The organism is Kribbella sp. NPDC051936 (assembly GCF_040680955.1).
GTDB lineage: Bacteria > Actinomycetota > Actinomycetes > Propionibacteriales > Kribbellaceae > Kribbella.
Map to the genome: position 1 here is coordinate 237,450 of NZ_JBFAXS010000001.1, position 19,632 is coordinate 257,081.

Genomic DNA, 19,632 nt, shown 5'->3' on the forward strand with positions numbered 1-19,632 from the left:
CACTGGGGCTCGTCACGTCTCTCGCGCTGGTTGTGACAATGTCTGTTGCCATGACGCCAGCGCATGCCGCGTCGCCTGCTGCCTCCGAGCAGCCGGTGGTGAGCGGTTCGTCGTACTTCACCTCGTTCGAGCCCGGGCAACCGCAGCCGGGCTACACCGACACGGTCGAGACCGGTCCGGACGGGAAGCCGCGTACCGAGGGGGTGCGGGGGCCGACGCCGACCGGGATCGGCGGCAGCGAGATGGACAAGGTCACCAAGGTGACCGCGAACGGTGAGAACACCGGTGGCGGCGAGATCGCCACCAACGCCGCCGACGGTGACAAGTTCACCAAGTGGCTGGTGTTCGAGAAGACCGGCTGGCTGGTCTACCAGACCTCGGCCCCGGTGGTGATCAAGAAGTACGCGCTCACCTCGGCGAACGACGCCGACGGCCGCGACCCGCAGAACTGGACCGTGTCCGGGTCGAACGACGGCAGCACCTGGACCACGCTGGACACCCAGACGGGCCAGAGCTTCGAGAACCGGTTCCAGACCAAGGAGTACAGCTTCGCAAACGACACGGCGTACACGTACTTCAAGCTGGACATCACGCTGAACCACGGCGAGAACATCGTCCAGCTGGCCGACTGGTACCTCTCGAACGGCGCCCCGCTGCCGCCGCCCGGTCCGGTCGCCGAGTCGCGGCTGGACTCCGGCCCGACCAGTGCCTACAACGCCCGCGCCCGCGTCGGCTTCACCGGCGTCAAGTCCTTCCGGTACGCCGGGCACCAGGACGCCGAGGGCCGCGGCTACACGTGGAACAAGATCTCCGACGTCGATCTGCAGGTGGGTAAGGACACCCGCCTGTCGTACAAGATCTTCCCGGAGCACGTCGAGGGCGACCTGAGCTACCCGAGCACGTACGCCGCGGTCGACCTGGCGTTCGACGACGGCACCTACCTGAGCGACCTGAAGGCTCGCGATCACCACGGCTTCGAGCTGAGCCCGCGTGGCCAGGGCGACTCCAAGGCGCTTTACACGAACCAATGGAACAACGTCGAGGCGGATCTCGGCACGGTGGCCGCCGGCAAGACGATCAAGCGGATCCTGGTCGGGTACGACAAGCCGTCCGGACCAGCCGACTTCCGCGGCTGGCTCGACGACATCCGGATCGCCGCCGCAATCAACCCGGACCGCGCGGCACAGAAGACCGCGGCCAAGCACCCGTCGGACCTGGCGCTGACCACCCGCGGCACGAACGCCACCGGCGGCTTCTCGCGGGGCAACAACTTCCCGGCCACCGCCGTACCGCACGGCTTCAACTTCTGGACGCCGGTCACGAACGCCGGGTCGACCTCCTGGCTGTACGACTACGCCAAGGGCAACAACGAAGCGAACCGGCCGACCATGCAGGCGCTGTCGATCAGCCACGAGCCGAGCCCGTGGATGGGTGACCGGCAGACGTTCCAGGTGATGCCGTCGATCGCGGCGACGCCGACCGCGGACCGCAAGGCCCGCGCCTGGGCGTTCAGTCACGACAACGAGATCGCGCGTCCGTACTACTACGGCGTCACGTTCGACAACGGCAACGCAGCCGAGATCGCGCCGACCGACCACGCCGCGCTGCTGCGGTTCAGCTTCCCGGCCGGCAAGGCGTCGCTGGTGTTCGACAACGTGAACAACAACGGCGGCCTGACGCTCGACCCGGCGACCGGAGTGGTCACGGGGTACTCCGACGTCAAGAGCGGACTGTCCACGGGCGCCGGCCGGCTGTTCGTGTACGGCGTGGTCGACCAAAAGGTGCTTGCCTCGGGCAAGCTGTCGAACGGCGGCGGCGCGAACGTCGGCGGCTTCTTCTCGTTCGACCCCAAGGTGACCCAGGTCCAGCTGCGACTCGCCACCTCGCTGATCGGCACGGAGCAGGCCCAGAAGAACCTGGAGCAGGAGCTCCCGGCGGACTCCAAGTTCAGCAAGGTCAAGGACGCCGCACAGGCCGCCTGGGATGCCAAGTTGAGCACCATCCAGGTCGAGGGTGCCACGGCCGACCAGCTGACCAGCCTGTACTCGAACCTCTACCGGCTGTTCCTCTACCCGAACAACGGCTCCGAGAACACCGGCACCACGAAGGACCCGGTGATCAAGTACGCCTCGCCGACCTCGCCGAAGGTAGGCACCGACACCCCGACCACGACCGGCTCGAAGATCGTGGCCGGCCAGACGTACGTGAACAACGGCTTCTGGGACACGTACCGGACCGTGTGGCCGGCGTACTCGCTGTTCGCCCAGGACGAGGCGGCGCAGCTGGTGAACGGGTTCGTCCAGCAGTACAAGGACGGCGGCTGGATCTCCCGCTGGTCCTCCCCCGGCTACGCGAACCTGATGGTCGGTACGTCGTCCGACGTCGCCTTCGCGGACGCGTACCTGAAGGGCATCAAGGGGATCGACGTCCAGGCGATGTACGACGCGGCGGTGAAGAACGCGTCCGTCGTACCGCCGTCGCAGAACGTCGGCCGCAAGGGCATGGACCTGGCCACCTTCAACGGCTACACAGCCAACACCACCGGTGAAGGCTTCAGCTGGTCGATGGACGGCTACATCAACGACTTCGGCATCGCGAACCTGTCGAAGGCGCTGTACGACAAGGCGAAGAAGAACGACCCGCGCAAGCAGGAGTACCTGGACAACTCCAAGTACTTCCTGAACCGGGCCCGCAACTACGTCACGCTGTACGACCCGACGGTCGGCTTCTTCCAGGGCAAGGGCCCGGACGGTGTCTGGGGCAACTCCCCGAGCACCTTCGACCCGCAGGACTGGGGCCACGACTACACCGAGACCAACGCCTGGAACATGGCGTTCTCGACGCCGCAGGACGGCGCCGGCCTGGCCGCGATCTACGGCGGGCGGGACGGGCTGGCGAAGAAGCTGGACGAGTTCTTCAGTACGCCGGAGGACGCGCTGCACACCGGCGGGTACGGCGGCACGATCCACGAGATGCTCGAGGCGCGCGACGTCCGGATGGGACAGTACGGCCACAGCAACCAGCCGTCACACCACATCACCTACATGTACGACGTGGCGGGGCAGCCGTGGAAGACGCAGGAGAAGGTCCGCGAGGTGCTGTCGCGGTTGTACCTCGGCTCCGAGATCGGGCAGGGGTACCCGGGTGACGAGGACAACGGCGAGATGTCGTCGTGGTTCCTGTTCAGCGCGCTCGGCTTCTACCCGCTGCAGGTCGGGTCGCCGTCGTACGCGATCGGCTCGCCGCTGTTCACCAAGGCGACGGTTCGGCTGGCCGGCGGCAAGAAGCTGGTGATCAGCGCTCCGAACAACAGCTCGCGCAACGTCTACGTGAAGAGCGTCAAGGTCAACGGCAAGAACTGGACCTCGACCGCGCTGCCGCACCACCTGATCGCCGGCGGCGGCAAGATCGAGTTCGAGATGACCGACCAGCCGAGCAAGTGGGGCACCGGCCGCAACGACGCGCCGCCGTCGATCACCAAGCCGGGCGAGGACCCGATGACGTGGCGTGACTCGACGTCCGACACCGGCGCGGTGATCGGTGCGGGCAGCACGGACGTCTCCGCGCTGATCGACAACGACACGAAGACGCAGGTCACGCTGACCGGTGCACGGCCGACCGTCACCGTGGCCCTGCCGCAGGGTCGTCCGGTCGGCATGTACACGCTGACGAGCGGTGCCACCGGTACGGCGCCGTCGGCGTGGACGCTCGAGGGATCGAACGACGGTACGACGTGGAGCACGGTGGATCGGCGTACCGGCGAGACGTGGGCCTGGACGTCGTACACCAGGTCCTTCAGCATCGCCTCGCCGAAGGCCTACACGCAGTACCGCCTGGTTCTCACACCGGCGGCCGGCGCCGACGGCGTCACGCTGTCCGAGATCGAACTGCTCGGCACACTGAAGGGCATCGAGACCGGCATCCACCCGAGCGACAAGCGCGTCGCCGAGACGAAACCGAGCCCGACACCCTCGCAGTCGATCGACCGCAACTACGGCTGACATGACTGAGGGCGACGGCTGCTGCCGTCGCCCTCGGTACCGTCACCGGCGGAGCCTGCCCCTGAAAGGTTCCGCCGGAAGGTGAAGGAGGGGTGGCGGTCCCCGCCCGGACTGCCACCCCTTCACTTGTATCGACGTTCGAACCCCGTCGAGGGTTGCCTCAGCCCAGAACTGTCCACATGTCGGACAACGCCACGAACCAGGCCATGTTCACGACCAGGACACCGGCCGTCGCGGCGACCGCGAACACCCATCCGAGACCGGCCCGCAGCGCCAGCACCGGCAGCGCCAGAGCCGTCGCCAAACCGCCGAGTTGTACGGCGAACAACGCGCCGCCGTGCTCCACCGCACAGCTCACCCCGGTCGGCGGGCACAGTGGGGCGCCGAACTGCCGCATCAACGCGTACGCGGCGCCGGCCAGCACACCGACGAGCACCGCCTGCAGGGCGACCCTGCCGATCGTCCGGGCTTCCATAGGATCACGCTAAGCACGCGGCGGGTTCAGGGCATGAGCAGAACTACTCAGCCGGACCAGCGGCCGGTGAAGAAGCCGGCCGCCCAGACCGCGGCGAGCGGTATCGCTACGGCCAGATACAGGCGGCCGATCCACGGTCTGCGTCTGGCGAGCACCGCGAGCCCGATCCACAGCGGCCACATGAGCAGGGTGGCGCGGGTGAGCGAGTAGATCCAGAACGAGGTACAGAAGGCGCCGATCGTGGCCGCGACCCAGGCGGCCTCACCCCAAGAGCGGCGCCAGAACAGCCAGGCGAGCAGCAGCAGCCCGATGAACAGCGCGACCAGCTCGGCCCGGAACATCCAGGTCCAGTCGCTGCGGTCGGGCGCGAAGTGGCCCTTGCTCGCGGCCTCGAAAGTGTGCACCAGCGAGGTCCACGGCCAGGTGAACTCGCGCGCCCAGCCCTTCTCCTGCGCCTCCTGCCAGGCGAACCAGGAGCCGTGGATCTGCTTCAGGTACGCCATGAAGCCGAGCACCGGTACGGCGGGCAGCGCCAGCCACGGCAGCGACAACCAGTCCCGCTTCTTCGAGGTGACGAACTCGACGAGCAGGGCGAAGATCAGGAAGATTCCGGACACTCGCACGGTCGACGCCAGCGCGACGAAGATCGCGGCGCGCGCCCAGCGGCCCTGCCGCGCGGCCAGCCAGGCGGGGAACGCGAACGCGCAGAACAGCGCCTCGGTGTATCCGGCCGCCAGGAAGACGCCGACCGGAGCGCAGTACCAGATCATCGCCGCGTTCGGGCCGAGGCCTTTCAGCTCCGGGAACTCGTACTGCGCCAGGCGCGCGAGATACACGCCCGCGACGGCGCTCGCGACCGCCGACACCACGATGCCGGCGGCGACGTAACCGATGCCCGTGTAGCTGACCAGCCGCACCAGCAACGGGAAGCCGGGGAAGAACGCGGCCAGCGGCGCTCCGGACGGCTCACCGTGGTTGTAGCCGAACTCGGCGACCGCCTTCAGGTGCCAGACGTCCCACTGCAGCCAGGCCCGCCACACGTTCGGGTAGTCGCTGCCCCGGTTGAACAGCAACGGCGCCGACACCGACAGCACGAACAGCGCGACCCGGCTGACCAGCCACCACCCGAGCACCTCCCGGGTCATCGCCGCCGGCATCCACCGCTGCCACCCGACCCCGTCGACCCGGGCCCGCCGGGCCCGACCCGGCCGTGACTCGTCGGCGGCCGAACGCTCAAACACGCCCGCACCGCCGCACACCACAGTCCGCCCGAGTCACAGCCCTATCGTCCCCCATCCGGGTAGCAGTCCCCGATGGTGGACGCTATTGACCCCCGCCCGGTGTTCGCGGCGTGTCGGTGGGTTGCGTCGGCCCACCGGTCGGCAGCGTCGGGATGACCGGGGTGGTCGTCGTCTGCGTCGGCTTGGTTTTCGTCGGCTTGCCCGTCGGCGTGTTCGGCGGCGGGGTGCTCGGCGGAGGCGTGCTCGGGGGCGGGGTGCTGGGCGGCGGGGTGCTGGGCGGGGGCGTGCTCGGCGGCGGGGTGTACGTCGGGGTCGACGTGTCCTTGATCTGTTCCTTGTCCGGCTCGTTGAACTCGGACTCGGGTACGCCGTCGAGAGCGGACTTCATGAACGCCAGCCAGGTCTTCAGCGGCCAGTTGCCACCGAAGAACGCCGGGTCGTCGCTGTACGGGTCGAGGTCCGACTCACCGGTCGCACCGGCCCGGTACAACACGGACGTGGACTCCTCCGGCGTGTACCCGGTCCACCACGAGGTCAGCGTCGCCGAGCCGTTCTTACAGCCGTCGCACGCCTCGTTCTCCTTGCGGTCCTCGACCGCGACACCACCGGCGGTGCCGGTCTTGCCGGCCACCGCACGGTCGAGATCCTTGGCGCCCTCACCGGTGCCTTTCTCGACCACGTTCTGCAGGGCGTAGTTGACCAGGTTCGCGATCTCCGGCGTGAAGGCCTGCTTCTGCTGCTTCAGGACAGTCGCGTCCGACCAGAGGACCTTTCCGTCCGGGCCGCGGACCTCCTTGATCACGTGCAGCGGCGTGAACTTGCCCTCGGCAGCGAACGTCGCGTAGGCGTTCGCCATGTCGACCGGCGACGCGTACGCGTCCGGGCCGAGCACGGTCGCCGGCGCCTGCCGGTCCTTCTCCAGCGTCTTCGACGCCGGGATGCCGGCGGCCTCGGCCGCGTCGACGACCTTCGACGGGCCGTCCTCCATGTCGTTGTCGACCAGGTCGTAGAACGCGGTGTTGATCGACTGCTCGGTCGCCTTCATCAGCGTGACGTCGCCGTAGTCGGTGCTGAGTTCGTTGCCGAACTTCTGCCCTTGCACCACGATCGGGCTGTCGCCTTGATAGACGTCCCAGAGCGACTTGCCCTGCTGGAGTGCCGCGGCCAGCGCGAAGGGCTTGAACGACGAACCCGGTCTCGCCTTCGTCGTCGCCCAGTTCAGCTGACTCTTGAGGAAGTCCGGCCCGCCGTACATCGCCAGCAACCGGCCCGTGCCTGGCTGCACGGCGGCCATCCCGACATGCAGTCCGGCGTTCTTCTTCGGCTGTTCCTTGGCGGCGTCCAGCATCTTGAGCTGCTGGGTGGCATTGAACGTGGTGGTCACCTTGAGACCGCCGCCGGTGATCTCGTCCTCGTCGAAGCCGCGCTGGGCCAGTTCCTTACGGGCCATGTCGAGCAGGAACCCGTTCGGCCCCGCGTAGCGGCTGCTCTTTTTCTTCATCTTGGCCAGGCTCGGCAGCCGGTTGGCGTACTGCGTCTCCTGGGCCTGCGTGATGGTGCCCATCTGCTGCATGCCGTCGAGGACGTACTTGTACCGCTCGATGATCCGGGCCTTGGTGCGCGGATCCGTGTCGGTGACGTCGAACAGCGTCGGGTTGTTCAGCACGGTCGCGAGCAGGGCCGCCTGCGGGACCGACAGATCCTTCGGATCCTTGACGCCGAAGTAGGTGTCACCGGCGGCCGCGATGCCGTAGGCGCCCTGGCCGAAGTAGATGGTGTTCATGTAACCCTCGAGGGTCTTGCTCTTGTCCTGCTGCCGGCCGAGCTTGGTCGCGATGAACAGTTCCTTGAACTTCCGGGAGACCGTCCGCTCCTGGGTCAGGTACATGATCTTCACGTACTGCTGGGTGATCGTCGAACCACCCTGGAGCTGCTCGCCGCGCGCGATGTTGACCGCGGCCCGCACCATGCCGCTCGGGGAGATGCCGGGGTTGGTCCAGAAGGTCCGGTCCTCGGCCGCGATCACCGAGTCCTGGACGTGCTTCGGGATCTGCGCCAGCGGCACCGTGTGCCGGTTCTGCTCGTAGAAGGTGCCCAGCGGGTTGCGGCCGTCGGCGTACGTCACCGTGGTGGTGTTGGTGGCGAACTCCTTGTTCGGGTCCGGGATCTTCGTGGTCTGGTAGACGACGAAGAACGCGGCGACCGAGCCGATGATGCCGAGGAAGGCGAGTGCGGCCAGCCAACCGAGCACCCGGACCGCCCAGTGTTTCTTCCGCCGGGGTGGCGGGGCGGCCTTTCTACGAGCTTCACTCACTGTGCAATCCTCGACGATCTCGCGGAAGTCATTGCCCCACAGACTACGGTGGGTGTGGTAATACGCCCGAATCCGCTCCGGATAGTAGCAAGCAGGTCCGGCGGGGCTCAAAGCCGATGCAAGCGGTTACCCCGTCACGTGCGGTGCGAGCAAGGTCACGGCGATCAGCGCCGCCGGGAAACAGGCCAGGAACATCGTGAACGTGTAGCCCATGATGTCGCGCGCCTTGAGGCCGAGGATGGCGAGCGTCGGCAGCATCCAGAACGGTTGCAGCAGGTTCGCGCTCGCCTCCCCCAGGTCGTACACGACGACCATCCACCCGGCGTCGACGCGCAGCTCGTTCGCGGCCTGCAGCACGTACGGCGCCTCGATAACCCACTTGCTGCCGCCGCTCGGGACGAAGATGCCGAGCACGCACGAGTAGATCGCGACCAGCGGCGGGAACAGGAATTGGTTGCTCGCCTGCACCAGCCACCCGGCGAGGCGCGCGGAGATCCCGGTGTAGGCGATCATGCCGAAGATGCCGCCGTACAAGGGGAACTGGAGCAGTACGCCGGCCGCCGCGGGCGCGCCGTCGCGCACCGCGCGCGCCATCCGCCACGGCCGCCAGTGCAGGAGCAGCGCGAGCAGGAACAGGATCAGGTTGACCGTGTTGAGGTCCAGCGCGTTGAAGAAGCTCTTCCCGCTGAAGTAGCGCACCAGGTAGGTCACGCCGAGCAGGACGATCAGCAGACTGAACAGCGGCGAGTGCTCGAGCCAGTCGCCGGGTCTGCGCGTCTCCTGCCGCTGACCGTTGTACACCGAGCCGCGCCCGATGAGCGGCTTGAGCTCGATGCCGATCTGCTCAGCGGTCCGCGCGTTGCCCTCGCCCGGTGCGACGAACCACGCCATCGCGACGCCCACGACGTACACGATCAGCGTCGCCACCAGCGCCTGCCAGGTGAAGATCGTGTCGCTGAGCGGGATGAGCCCGCCGGCGTGACCGCCGGCCTTGATCACCTCCTGCACCGGCGGCGGGCTGCTGCTGGCACTCGCCACCTGCAACGCCGCCGAGCCGGACAGTCCTTGCGCCCACACCGTACCGAGCCCGAGGAACGCCATCGCACCGAGCGCGCGGTAGTCCGCCTTCGGCACGTTGCGCGCGACCTCCCGCGCGAGGATCGCCGCGAAGATCAGGCTGAACGCCCAGTTCAGGTACGACGCCGGCATCGCGATCGCGGCGACGAACGCGACGGCGGAGCGCGGCGTCTGCGGGAGCCGCGCCAGGCGGGTGATCAACCGCGCGACCGGCCCGCTGGTCGCGACGGCGTACCCGCCGATGATGATCATCGCCATCTGCAGGGTGAACGTGATCAGCGACCAGAACCCGATGCCCCAGGCATCGACCAACCCGAAGCCCTTGGTCGCGGCCGGGTCGTCGGGGCGCTTCAGCAGCGGCTCACCGGTGACCAGGCCGAACAGCAGCACCACGAACGTGCCGACCAGGACGAAGCCGAACGCGTCCGGCAGCCACTTCTCGGTGAACGCGGTGAACCGCAGCGCCAGCCGGGCGAGCACCCCCTCGGCGGCGATGTCGGGCCTGGCGTGCTTCGCATGACTGTCGGTCATTACTGTCCGCTCCCGAGCTACGACGCTGAGTGTCATTCGATTAACGCAGATCGGCGCCTGACGTAACAGGTTCCCCGGGCGTGCCGTGCGGCGCGGGTGACAAAGGTCTTCTTTGTCAGGGGTTGTCCACAGGTGCCAGGTCTGCTTACAGTGGCGGAACGATGTATCGAGTCGATACATCACGTCATGACAAACTAGACCGAGGGAGGTGGCTCATGGGAAACCGCAGTGGTGTCCTCGAGCTCGCCGTACTCGGTCTGCTGCACGAAGCGCCGATGCACGGTTACGAGCTCCGCAAGCGCGTCAACGCCCAGTTCGGGTGGGGACGCGTGCTGTCGTTCGGTTCGCTGTACCCGTGCCTGAAAGCGATGCTCCGCAACGGGCTGATCACGGCCGACCCCGGGACACCGGAGTCGGGCCGGCGGCCCAAGATCGTGTACACGATCACCGCCGACGGCAAGGACTACTTCGCGCACGCGATGCACGAAGCCGGGCCGTCGGCCTGGGAGGACGACACGTTCGGCGTCCGCTTCTCGTTCTTCGGCCGGACCGACCCGGCCACCCGGTTGCGCATCCTCGAGGGCCGCAGGGCCCGGATGGAGGAGCGGCTGGCCAACTTCCGGGCGGCGATGAGCCGGACGGCGGAGCGAGTCGACGCCTACACCCTCGAGCTGCAACGGCACGGCCTGGAGTCGGCCGAGCGCGAGGTCCGCTGGCTGAACGAGCTGATCGACGGCGAGCGGCGGCAACAGCGGCCCCCTGACCAGCACCACCCGCCTACCCAAGGAGATTCCAGATGACCTCGATCCGCGTAGCGATCGTCGGCGTCGGCAACTGCGCCAGCTCGCTCGTCCAGGGCGTGCACTACTACCGCGACGCGAAGCCCGAGGAGCGCGTCCCCGGTCTGATGCACGTCCAGTTCGGCGACTACCACGTCCGGGACGTGGAGTTCGTGGCCGCGTTCGACGTCGACGGCAAGAAGGTCGGCCTGGACCTCGCCGACGCGATCGGCGCCAGCGAGAACAACACGATCAAGATCTGCGACGTGCCGCCGACCGGCATCACGGTGCAGCGCGGTCACACCCTCGACGGCCTCGGCAAGTACTACCGCGAGACCATCACCGAGTCGGACGCCGCGCCGGTCGACGTCGTGGCGGCGCTGCGCGAGGCGGCCGTCGACGTCCTGGTCTGCTACCTGCCGGTGGGTTCGGAGCAGGCTGCGAAGTTCTACGCGCAGTGCGCCATCGACGCCGGTGTCGCCTTCGTCAACGCGCTGCCGGTCTTCATCGCCGGCACCAAGGAGTGGGCGGACAAGTTCACCGCTGCCGGCCTGCCGATCGTCGGTGACGACATCAAGTCGCAGATCGGCGCCACCATCACGCACCGGGTGCTGACCAAGCTGTTCGAGGACCGCGGTGTGACCGTGGACCGCACGTACCAGCTGAACGTCGGCGGCAACATGGACTTCAAGAACATGCTCGAGCGCGAGCGGCTGGAGTCCAAGAAGATCAGCAAGACCCAGTCCGTCACCTCGCAGCTGCGCGACGAGATCGACGACCGCAACGTGCACATCGGCCCGTCGGACTACGTGGCCTGGCTGGACGACCGCAAGTGGGCGTTCATCCGCCTCGAGGGCCGCAACTTCGGCGACGTCCCGCTGTCCCTGGAGTACAAGCTCGAGGTCTGGGACTCGCCGAACTCGGCCGGCATCATCATCGACGCCATCCGCGCCGCGAAGATCGCCAAGGACCGCGGCATCGGCGGCCCGATCCTGTCCGCGTCGTCGTACTTCATGAAGTCTCCGCCGGAGCAGTACGCCGACGACGTCGCCCGCGAGCAGGTGGAGAAGTTCATCCGCGGCGAGATCGAGCGCTGAGGTTCCTCGCTAGATTGTGACGATGCGGCTCCACGTGGGATGTGCCCAATGGACACATCCCGCGTGGCCGCAGCCCGGTCGGGAGAAGCTGCGTTCGTACGCCTCGTGGTGCAACGCGGTGGAGAGCAACACCACGTTCTACGGGACGCCGTCCGTGTCGACGGTGGCGTCGTGGGCCGCGCAGACGCCGCCTCACTTCCGGTTCGTGGTGAAGCTGCCGCAGGTCGTCACCCACGAGCGCCGGCTGACGAACGTCGACGCGGAATTTCGCGCTTTCCTCGCGGCGATCGAGCCGCTCGGCGCGCGTAACCACGCAATCTGGATCCAGCTTCCCGCCGCCTTCTCGCCGACCGGCCTCGGCACCCTCGCCGCCTTCCTGCACCAGGCGCCCCGCGAACACCGGTACGCCGTCGAGGTCCGGCACCGCGACTTCTTCGACGACCCCCGAGCCGCCGCGAACCTGGAACGCGTCCTGGCCCGCGCGAACGCGGAGTGGATCCCGTTCGACACCGGCACACTGTTCGCGCGCCGTCCCACCAGCCTGGCTGAGCGCGACGCCTGGATGAAGAAGCCGCGCGTCTCCCGCCGGACCCACGCCCTGACCGGTCATCCGATCGTCCGCTACATCGGCCGCGACTCCGTGGACGAGACCGTCGAAGGCTGGGCGTACCTCGTCGAATTGGTCGTCACCTGGCTGTCCGAGGGGCGCTCCCCGACGATCTTCCTGCACACCCCGGACAACGCCGAGTCCCTCGACCTCGCCCGCCGCTTCTACGCGACTGTCACGGCGGCCGTACCCGACCTCGCACCGCTCCCCGAGCCGATCCCGAGCGAGCCTCCGACCCTGTTCTGAACGTCATGCGTTTGACCTTCGCGCTCAGCCTCGGAGCCCCTTTCCCGCGTATCGGCGCGGTGCTTGACTGACCGGTGGGGGGACCGGGATGCCGGTCCAGAGGCCGCGACCTCGGGCCGCGGCCTTCCGTTGAAAGGGGGCTCCTGATGTCCGTGGCACAGACCGAATCCACACTGCGCGACTACTTGGCGGCGCTGTTGAACGGCGGCGACTTCGCGTCGTTCTTCAGCGACGACATCGTGTGGACGACGATGGAAACCGGGGACGAGGTGCGTGGCCGGGAGGCCGTTCGCGACTTCATCCTCGCGCTGCACACCCAGCTGTTCGACGCGTCACCGGAAGTCAGGAACGTCGCGTCCGGCGACGGCGTGGCGGCGCTGGAAGCCGTCTTCGTCGGAAAGCACACGGCCGAGTTCGCCGGCGTACCGGCGACAGGCACCACGGTCCGCCTGCCGTACACCGTCTTCTACGACGTCGACGGCGATCGCATCACGGCGCTTCGGGCGTACTTCCCGATGTCAGCGCTGATCCACGAACTGCAGGAGTCCGCACACTAGTAGGCCCATCGGTTCGCCGGTGCCTGGGTTATCCACAGTTCCGAAATCCGCCGTGGATTCCGGGGCCGATCTCCGTATGTTCTCCGCCGACTTCACAACTCGGGAGGACATCTCATGCAGCATTCGATCGGTACGCCGCCCAGCCCGACACCCCTCGCACCACCCGCCCTGCCGCCGGCCGGACTCACCCCGCGCGCCGAGCGGCAGGCCCGGGCCGACTGGCTGATCACCGAACTCGTCCGCCTCGCGGCCCAGGCCGACGATCCGGAGGATCGCGCGCGGCTGCGCCGCACGGCGGACTCGCTGGTCCGGCTCTCGTCCGCGCTGCGCTCGTGACGACGGCTCTGGCGGCCCACCCGACCTCGGTCCCGGAGTTGCTGGCGGCGAGCGGGGACACCGCTCGCGAACTCGCCGGCGCCGACCGGTCCGCGTGGAACGGCCACATCATCGAATCGTCCAGCGCGATGCTCGGCCTCGCCCACTGGGACGGCACCCTCTACCTCGACCGCGAGTCGATCGTCGACCCGCTCCGCCATCTCTACGAACACGCCGGCACGACACGTCCGACACCGACCCTCGTCGCCTACCGCGAGTCCCTGGCAACGCTGCTCCACGAGCATGCCCACTTCCTCGGCCCGGACGGCGCCACCCAGGAAGCGGCCCGCGAAGCCTTCACCAAACCCGGCAGCCGCCAACTGGAGGAAGGCGTCACCGAGGCCTGGGCCCAGGACCACCTCGACGATTTCCTCCGCCGGCTCGGCATCGACAAGGTTGCGCCAGGCATCGATTCCGTCCGGTCCACCGGGTACTACGCCGCCTTCGTCCCCGCCGTCCGCAAGCTCACCACGGACCTCGACGCCCGCAACGCCCTCTCCCCCGGCGAAACCCTGGCGCTGCTCAACCGCCAGACCGCAGCCGGTCAGTTCCCCCTACTCGTCGACCTCGTCTGCAAGTCCCACGATCTCCCCGACACCGACACCCGCGCCCGCCTCGAAGCGATGCTCCGGTCCGGCCTCGCCCACCTCGACACCTATGAACTGGACCCACCCGGCGTCGCCGGCAAGCACTCCCTGGCAACCGCCACTCAGATCCTCGCCGACCTCCGCCGCGAAACTCACACCACCGACTCCGCCAGACACCTCGACGACTGCGCCCTCCCACCGCCAGCCCCGATCCGCAGTGCGCCGTCACCCTACGAATCGGCCCTGTCCGGACTCGCCACCCCAACACTCAGACATCCGGCAGCCACTCACACACCGCCCACCCGGCCCCACCGCGCGCACCGTCAGTTCGCCCAGCACCGGGAGCCCCCCAGCCGCCGGGATACTGAGGGGCATGGACTACGCGGCGTATGACGCAGAGGAGCAGCGGCTTGTCGAGGCAATGATGGCCAAGGAGATCCCCGAGGAGCGGCTGCCGATCGAAGTTGAACGACTGCGGAGCCTGGTCCCGACGGTGGAGCCGGCGGCGGATCGGGAGCGTGCCGAGCGGAGCCTGTCCTCACTGGAGTACGTGCTGAACTACAAGGTCCCCCCGATGTCCGACGAGATGGCAGCAGCGCTCAAGGTGCAGTCGCGGGGGCTCGGCTCCACAGGCACCCCGGCAGAGCGCATCGAGCTCCTCCAGGCTGCGATCGCCGAGATCGGCCGGATCGCCAAGACCGCGGCAGGAGTCGAGGCAACCCGGATCCGCCGGCTCGGCGAGCCGCTCGCGATGGACATCGAGGGCATCCGCTTCAACAACCCGGACCTACGAGACGCTCCGAGGAACGCCGAATAGCGCGGACCGTCGACCGTGATCACGAGCTTCGCGGAGCTGATGCGGCTCCAAGCGGACCTCACCGTGGCAGTGATGCGCGCGCACCACTCTGCCTGGAACAATCGTTACCGGGTGCTCCCGCGCGGCGACGACCAAGTGTCCAAGGTGACCTGGGACGGCACGATCCTGTACCACCCGCAGGACGTCATCGAGCCGCTGCAGGACATGTTCGATCGTGCCTACCTGCAGCACGACGACGAGACACTCGACAGGTACCGCGAAGCTCTGCGCACCCTGTTCCACGAGAACATCCATCTACTGGCCGGGCCAGGTACGTCGTTGGCTTTCCCGCTCGATGCGTACGAGGGCAGGGCATACAAGGTCTTCGAGGAGGGAGTCACCGAGCGAGCGACACAGAACGAGCTCGACAACTTCATCGACGAGCTCGGTCTCGAGCAGATCGCTCCCGGCATCAGGAAGGGGCAGAGCGTGCAGGCCTATGCGGCCTACACCCCTGCAGTCGACGCATTCAGTACCGCGGTCGGCGCGGACGTCGGCCTGGAGCCCGCCGAGGTCATCCACCGAATAGCGGTGGTGAACACCGCTGAGAAGTTCAAGGTCGCCGCGGAGCTCCTGTACACGAAGCATCTGAGTCAACTGGTTCCGGAGACCGCGAGGGCCGACGCGATCAGCCGCATCGCCGAGGCCATGCACGGACCGTTCGCCGCTGTCTACGACTACGACAAGAACGACCCTTCGGACCTTCGCATGGCCGGTCTCGCGGGACGGAGCGCATTCCGGAGCGCAACTGCGGAGATCCAGACGATCGCCGAGCACTGGGCCGGCAACCAGGACCTGCGCCGGGCACTTGACGCTGGTCTCGGCCCCACGACGACACCACATCGAACACCGGATCGGACACAGCAGGGCAGCCGAGCTTCCGACGGCCCGCACTCCGGCGGTCAGGGCTCTGACGGTCCGGAGCAGGGGGGCCAGGGCTCGACTCAGCCGCCGAGCTGGAGCTCTGCGCCTGGCGGGCACCGACGGTCGGCGTCTGGACCTGCCAGGTTGTCGCGGGACTGACGCAACGCAACAAGGTTGGGCGACGTGCCCGGGGCGCAGCCACGGCGCCGAGGCCGGGTACGGTGACTGGACGCCGGCAGGAGGCGCGGATGAAGTGCCCGCGACGAGAGGAGTATCGGTGGACCTGGTTGCTGAGGGTGCCGAGAGGTTGGCCGAACTGGTCGAGGTACGGCGGGTGCTCCATCGGGAGCCCGAGGTCGGATTGATCCTGCCTCGGACTCAGGCCGTCGTGATGGATGCTCTGGCGGGATTGCCGCTGGAAATCACCACGGGCACGGAGGTGACGTCGGTGGTGGCGGTCCTGCGCGGCGGTGCGCCGGGGCCGACCGTGCTGTTGCGCGGCGACATGGATGCGTTGCCGGTGGTGGAAGAGACCGGCCTCGAGTACGCCGCCGAGAACGGCAACATGCATGCCTGCGGCCACGATCTGCACACCGCGGGGCTGATCGGAGCGGCACGCTTGCTGAGCGAGCACCGAGAGGAACTGCACGGGAACGTCATCTTCATGTTCCAGCCGGGCGAGGAGGGCCTCGGCGGCGCGGGATACATGCTGCGCGAGGGTCTTCTGGAGGCAACCGGCGACAAGCCGACGGCGGCGTACGCGTTGCACGTCTGGTCGCAGGCACCGAAGGGGACGTTCCAGCTGCGCCCGGGGACGATCATGGCGAGCTCGAACCAGCTCCACATCACGGTGCGCGGCAAGGGCGGGCACGGGTCGATGCCGGATCGCACCGTGGACCCGGTGCCGGTGGTCGCGGAGATCGTGCTGGCGTTGCAGGCGTACACCACGCGGCGGGTGAACGTGTTCGACCCGGTGGTGATCACGGTGACGCAACTCGAGGCGGGCGTCGCGATCAACGTCATCCCGAACACGGCCCGTCTCGGCGCCACCGTCCGCACGCTGTCCGACGCGATGCTGGAGCAGCTGACCCGTGAACTGCCGGCGTTGGCGGAGCGAATCGCGGCCGCGCACGGCTGCACGGTCGACGCGCGCCTCGACCCGCAGTACCCGGTGACGGTCAACGACGCCGGACGCACGGCGGAAACCACCGAGCTGCTCACCGACGTGTTCGGCGCGGACCGGGTGCAGCGTTTGGAGAACCCCCTGATGGGCGCGGAAGACTTCTCGATGGTCCTCCGCGAGGTACCAGGCACCTTCGCGATGGTCGGCGCACGCCCCGACGACGTCACGCCCGAAGAAGCCCCCTCCAACCACTCCAGCCTCGTCCGCTTCGACGACGCGGTCCTCGCCGACACCTCCGCCGCCCTGGCCCACCTAGCCACCCACCACCTGATCCCCGCCTAACCCCACACCACCCCGCCGCCCAGCGACTGCACGCTGGTGGTCGGCGTGGGCTCGGAGTCTTGATGATTTGCAAAATTCTTCAATTCGCTACATTCTGAAGCCGTCAGGGCGGAGCCGCGGTGGAGGTGTTGTGGGCAGCAGTGAGTTCGCGAGTGATTTGCGACGGCGGGTGCGTGAGGCGCGCGAGGCGCTGGACGCGGCGAAGGCGGCTGGGGACTTCTACGCCGTGGATGTCCGCACCGGTGAACTCGAGAGTCTGCTGAGGCTGGCACTCGAGCACGACGTCGATGTCGATGAAGGCGGGCTTGGCGCTGCGGGCGACTCCGGGGAGCGGCGATGACGGCGGGCGTTCCGCTGTATCAGGCGAAGGCTGAGTTCTTTCGGGTGTTGGGGCACCCGGTTCGGATCCGGGTACTGGAGTTGCTGCAGGATCGGCCCCGGCCGGTGCGGGATCTGCTGGCCGAGATCGGGATCGAGCCGTCCAACCTGTCCCAGCAACTGGCGGTACTGCGCCGCTACGGCATCGTGACCTCGCACCGCGAGGCGTCGACAGTGATCTACGAGCTCGCCGGCGGAGACATCGCCGAGCTGCTGAGAATCGCACGCCGATTCCTGACCGAGATGCTCACCGGCCAAAGCGAACTCCTGGCCGAACTACGCGAAGCCGAAGAGGCAACTCCGTGATCTCGGCGCCGACACCGCCCGAGCCCGACGAGGCAGCCCGGTGAGTGTGGGGTCGGTAGTGCGTGCGGACGAGAAGGTGGCTTGGTGAGGTCGGTGGTGGTCGTTTGGAGGCTTGCGGGGTCGTTGCTTCCGGGGAGGGAGGACCTGGCTGCGATGGTGCGGCAGCCGCGGCGTGATCTTGTTGCGGGGGTGACGGTGGCGATTGTTGCGCTTCCGCTCGCGCTTGGGTTCGGGATCTCGTCCGGGTTGGGGGCGGCTGCGGGTCTGACGACGGCCGTGGTGGCTGGGGCGGTGGCGGCTGCGTTTGGTGGGTCCGGTCTGCAGGTGTCGGGACCTACCGGCGCGATGACTGTTGTGCTGGTGCCGATCATGCATGCGCACGGCGCGAGCGGGGTGCTGACGGTTGGACTGATGGCCGGGCTGATTCTGGTCGGTCTGGCGATTGCCAAGGCCGGGCGCTACATGGCCTTCGTTCCCGCGTCGGTGGTTGAAGGGTTCACGCTCGGCATCGCGTGTGTCATCGGGTTGCAGCAACTGCCGGCCGCGCTGGGTGTTGCGACGCCACATGGTGACCAGGTCGCCGTGGTGGCCGCTCGCGCGGTCGCGGCGTTCGCGGCACACCCGCACTGGGTGGCCGCCGCGATCGCGATCGGTGTCGCGGTGATCATTCTGGTCGGCGCCCGGATCCAGCCGACGGTTCCGTTGTCGATCGTCGCGGTTGTGGCGGTAACGGTCATCGCCGAGGTCGCCGGTCTGGACGTCGCGCGGATCGGCAGCTTGCCGGACGGACTCGCCGCACCGTCGCTGTCGTTCCTCGATCTGTCGGCGCTCGGGTCGCTCGCCGGGGCAGCGGTTGCAGTCGCGGCGCTGGCGGCGCTGGAGTCACTGCTGTCGGCGGCGGTCGCCGACGGAATGGGCGTGAACCACAAACATGACCCGGACCGCGAACTGTTCGGCCAGGGACTGGCCAACCTGGCCGCACCACTGTTCGGGGGTGTACCCGCCACCGGCGCGATCGCCCGGACCGCCGTCAATGTCCGCTCCGGAGCAGGCTCGCGCTTGGCCGCGCTCGTCCACGCCGCGCTGCTCGCGGCGATCGTCTACACCGCGGCGCCGCTCGTCGCGCGAATCCCGCTCGCGGCGCTGGCCGGGGTGCTGCTGGCGACCGCGATCCGTATGGTCGAAGTCGGCTCGATCCGGGCAATGGCGCGCGCGACACGATCCGACGCCGTCGTACTGGTTCTGACTGCTGTCGCGACCCTCGCCCTGGACCTGGTCAAGGCCGTCCTGCTCGGACTCGTCGTCGCCGGCGCGCTCGCGTTGCGAGCAGTCGCGCGCAGCGCCCGCCTGCGGAAGATGCCTCTCCACCCGGATCTGCCCGGTGACCACACCGTCGAGGAACGTGCCCTGCTGGACGAGCACATCGTTGCCTACCGCATCGATGGGCCGCTGCTGTTCGCCGCGCACCGGTTCCTGCTCGAACTGTCCGAGGTCGCGCACGTCTCCGTCGTCATCTTGCGTATGTCGGCGGTCAGCGCGATCGACGCCAGCGGTGCGCTGGTGCTCAAAGACGCCATCGAGAAACTCCAGCGTCGTGGCATCACGGTTCTCATGTCCGGAATCCGCGCCGGTCACCACCGCACGCTGGACGCGCTCGAGGTGATCCACGACCTGTACGCGGCAGGCCGGGTCTTCGCCAGTACGCCCGAGGCGATCCAAGCTGCCCGCTCACATCTCCACCACACCGGCGTCCTGCAGACCACCGGCACCTCAGACGCCCCGAAGTCACCCACCAACCCAGACACCCACCAAGCGCCCTGACACCGACCCACCGGCGAGCCGGCGTCAGCGCGGCAAGCAGGCGGAGCGGCAGTTA

At 68.1% G+C, this 19,632-nt stretch carries 17 protein-coding genes; 13 read left to right on the top strand and 4 right to left on the bottom strand.

Features of this window, described 5'->3' with window-relative positions; translation table 11 throughout:
- Positions 1–50 precede the first annotated feature (50 nt).
- Positions 51–4,001 carry a GH92 family glycosyl hydrolase gene (locus AB0L64_RS01260; RefSeq protein ID WP_363706498.1) on the top strand — a complete coding sequence of 1,317 codons (3,951 nt, stop codon included), beginning with the start codon at positions 51–53 and terminating at the stop codon, positions 3,999–4,001.
- A gap of 160 nt (positions 4,002–4,161) precedes the next feature.
- Here AB0L64_RS01260 and AB0L64_RS01265 read toward each other — a convergent pair whose 3' ends face one another.
- The 4 genes from AB0L64_RS01265 to AB0L64_RS01280 all read right to left on the bottom strand — a co-directional run bounded on the left by AB0L64_RS01265 (position 4,162) and on the right by AB0L64_RS01280 (position 9,639).
- Positions 4,162–4,476 (bottom strand): hypothetical protein, encoded by a 315-nt coding sequence (locus AB0L64_RS01265; protein ID WP_363706500.1) that lies wholly within the window; start codon positions 4,474–4,476, stop codon positions 4,162–4,164.
- Positions 4,477–4,523: 47 nt separating this feature from the next.
- Entirely contained in the window at positions 4,524–5,717 is a 1,194-nt protein-coding gene (locus AB0L64_RS01270; protein ID WP_363706502.1) for a mannosyltransferase family protein, read from the bottom strand.
- 82 nt (positions 5,718–5,799) lie between these two features.
- Positions 5,800–8,031: a transglycosylase domain-containing protein gene (locus AB0L64_RS01275; protein WP_363706504.1), complete on the bottom strand. Its 2,232-nt coding sequence runs from the start codon at positions 8,029–8,031 to the stop codon at positions 5,800–5,802.
- A 126-nt stretch (positions 8,032–8,157) separates the two neighbouring features.
- Positions 8,158–9,639 carry a TIGR00366 family protein gene (locus AB0L64_RS01280; RefSeq protein WP_363706506.1) on the bottom strand — a complete coding sequence of 494 codons (1,482 nt, stop codon included), beginning with the start codon at positions 9,637–9,639 and terminating at the stop codon, positions 8,158–8,160.
- 215 nt (positions 9,640–9,854) lie between these two features.
- Here AB0L64_RS01280 and AB0L64_RS01285 point away from each other — a divergent pair, with 215 nt between their 5' ends.
- From AB0L64_RS01285 to AB0L64_RS01340, 12 genes are all read left to right on the top strand, one after another.
- Positions 9,855–10,439, top strand: a complete 585-nt coding sequence (locus tag AB0L64_RS01285; protein WP_131284360.1) for a PadR family transcriptional regulator — start codon at positions 9,855–9,857, stop codon at positions 10,437–10,439.
- Entirely contained in the window at positions 10,436–11,515 is a 1,080-nt protein-coding gene (locus AB0L64_RS01290; protein ID WP_355475737.1) for an inositol-3-phosphate synthase, read from the top strand. Before AB0L64_RS01285 ends, AB0L64_RS01290 begins: the two co-directional genes overlap by 4 nt.
- A 22-nt stretch (positions 11,516–11,537) precedes the next feature.
- Positions 11,538–12,368, top strand: coding sequence for a DUF72 domain-containing protein (locus AB0L64_RS01295; RefSeq protein ID WP_363706509.1), 831 nt, complete (start codon positions 11,538–11,540; stop codon positions 12,366–12,368).
- 146 nt (positions 12,369–12,514) lie between these two features.
- On the top strand, positions 12,515–12,925 hold the full coding sequence (locus AB0L64_RS01300; RefSeq protein WP_363706511.1) for a nuclear transport factor 2 family protein: 411 nt from the start codon (positions 12,515–12,517) through the stop codon (positions 12,923–12,925).
- Positions 12,926–13,039: 114 nt separating this feature from the next.
- Positions 13,040–13,261, top strand: coding sequence for a hypothetical protein (locus tag AB0L64_RS01305; protein WP_363706513.1), 222 nt, complete (start codon positions 13,040–13,042; stop codon positions 13,259–13,261).
- Complete coding sequence (locus AB0L64_RS01310; protein WP_363706515.1) at positions 13,258–14,280, top strand: hypothetical protein; 1,023 nt, start codon at positions 13,258–13,260, stop codon at positions 14,278–14,280. The genes AB0L64_RS01305 and AB0L64_RS01310 overlap by 4 nt, the downstream gene beginning before the upstream one ends.
- The gene (locus AB0L64_RS01315; RefSeq protein ID WP_363706517.1) at positions 14,261–14,704 is read left to right on the top strand and encodes a hypothetical protein; all 444 of its coding nucleotides are present in this window, start codon (positions 14,261–14,263) and stop codon (positions 14,702–14,704) included. Before AB0L64_RS01310 ends, AB0L64_RS01315 begins: the two co-directional genes overlap by 20 nt.
- A gap of 15 nt (positions 14,705–14,719) precedes the next feature.
- Positions 14,720–15,766 carry a hypothetical protein gene (locus AB0L64_RS01320; protein WP_363706519.1) on the top strand — a complete coding sequence of 349 codons (1,047 nt, stop codon included), beginning with the start codon at positions 14,720–14,722 and terminating at the stop codon, positions 15,764–15,766.
- Positions 15,767–15,884: 118 nt separating this feature from the next.
- Positions 15,885–17,072 carry a M20 family metallopeptidase gene (locus AB0L64_RS01325; RefSeq protein ID WP_363706521.1) on the top strand — a complete coding sequence of 396 codons (1,188 nt, stop codon included), beginning with the start codon at positions 15,885–15,887 and terminating at the stop codon, positions 17,070–17,072.
- 130 nt (positions 17,073–17,202) lie between these two features.
- Positions 17,203–17,412 carry a hypothetical protein gene (locus tag AB0L64_RS01330; protein WP_359936169.1) on the top strand — a complete coding sequence of 70 codons (210 nt, stop codon included), beginning with the start codon at positions 17,203–17,205 and terminating at the stop codon, positions 17,410–17,412.
- On the top strand, positions 17,409–17,756 hold the full coding sequence (locus tag AB0L64_RS01335; protein ID WP_363706524.1) for a metalloregulator ArsR/SmtB family transcription factor: 348 nt from the start codon (positions 17,409–17,411) through the stop codon (positions 17,754–17,756). Before AB0L64_RS01330 ends, AB0L64_RS01335 begins: the two co-directional genes overlap by 4 nt.
- A 96-nt stretch (positions 17,757–17,852) precedes the next feature.
- Positions 17,853–19,577: a SulP family inorganic anion transporter gene (locus tag AB0L64_RS01340; protein ID WP_363708071.1), complete on the top strand. Its 1,725-nt coding sequence runs from the start codon at positions 17,853–17,855 to the stop codon at positions 19,575–19,577.
- Positions 19,578–19,632: the final 55 nt, after the last annotated feature.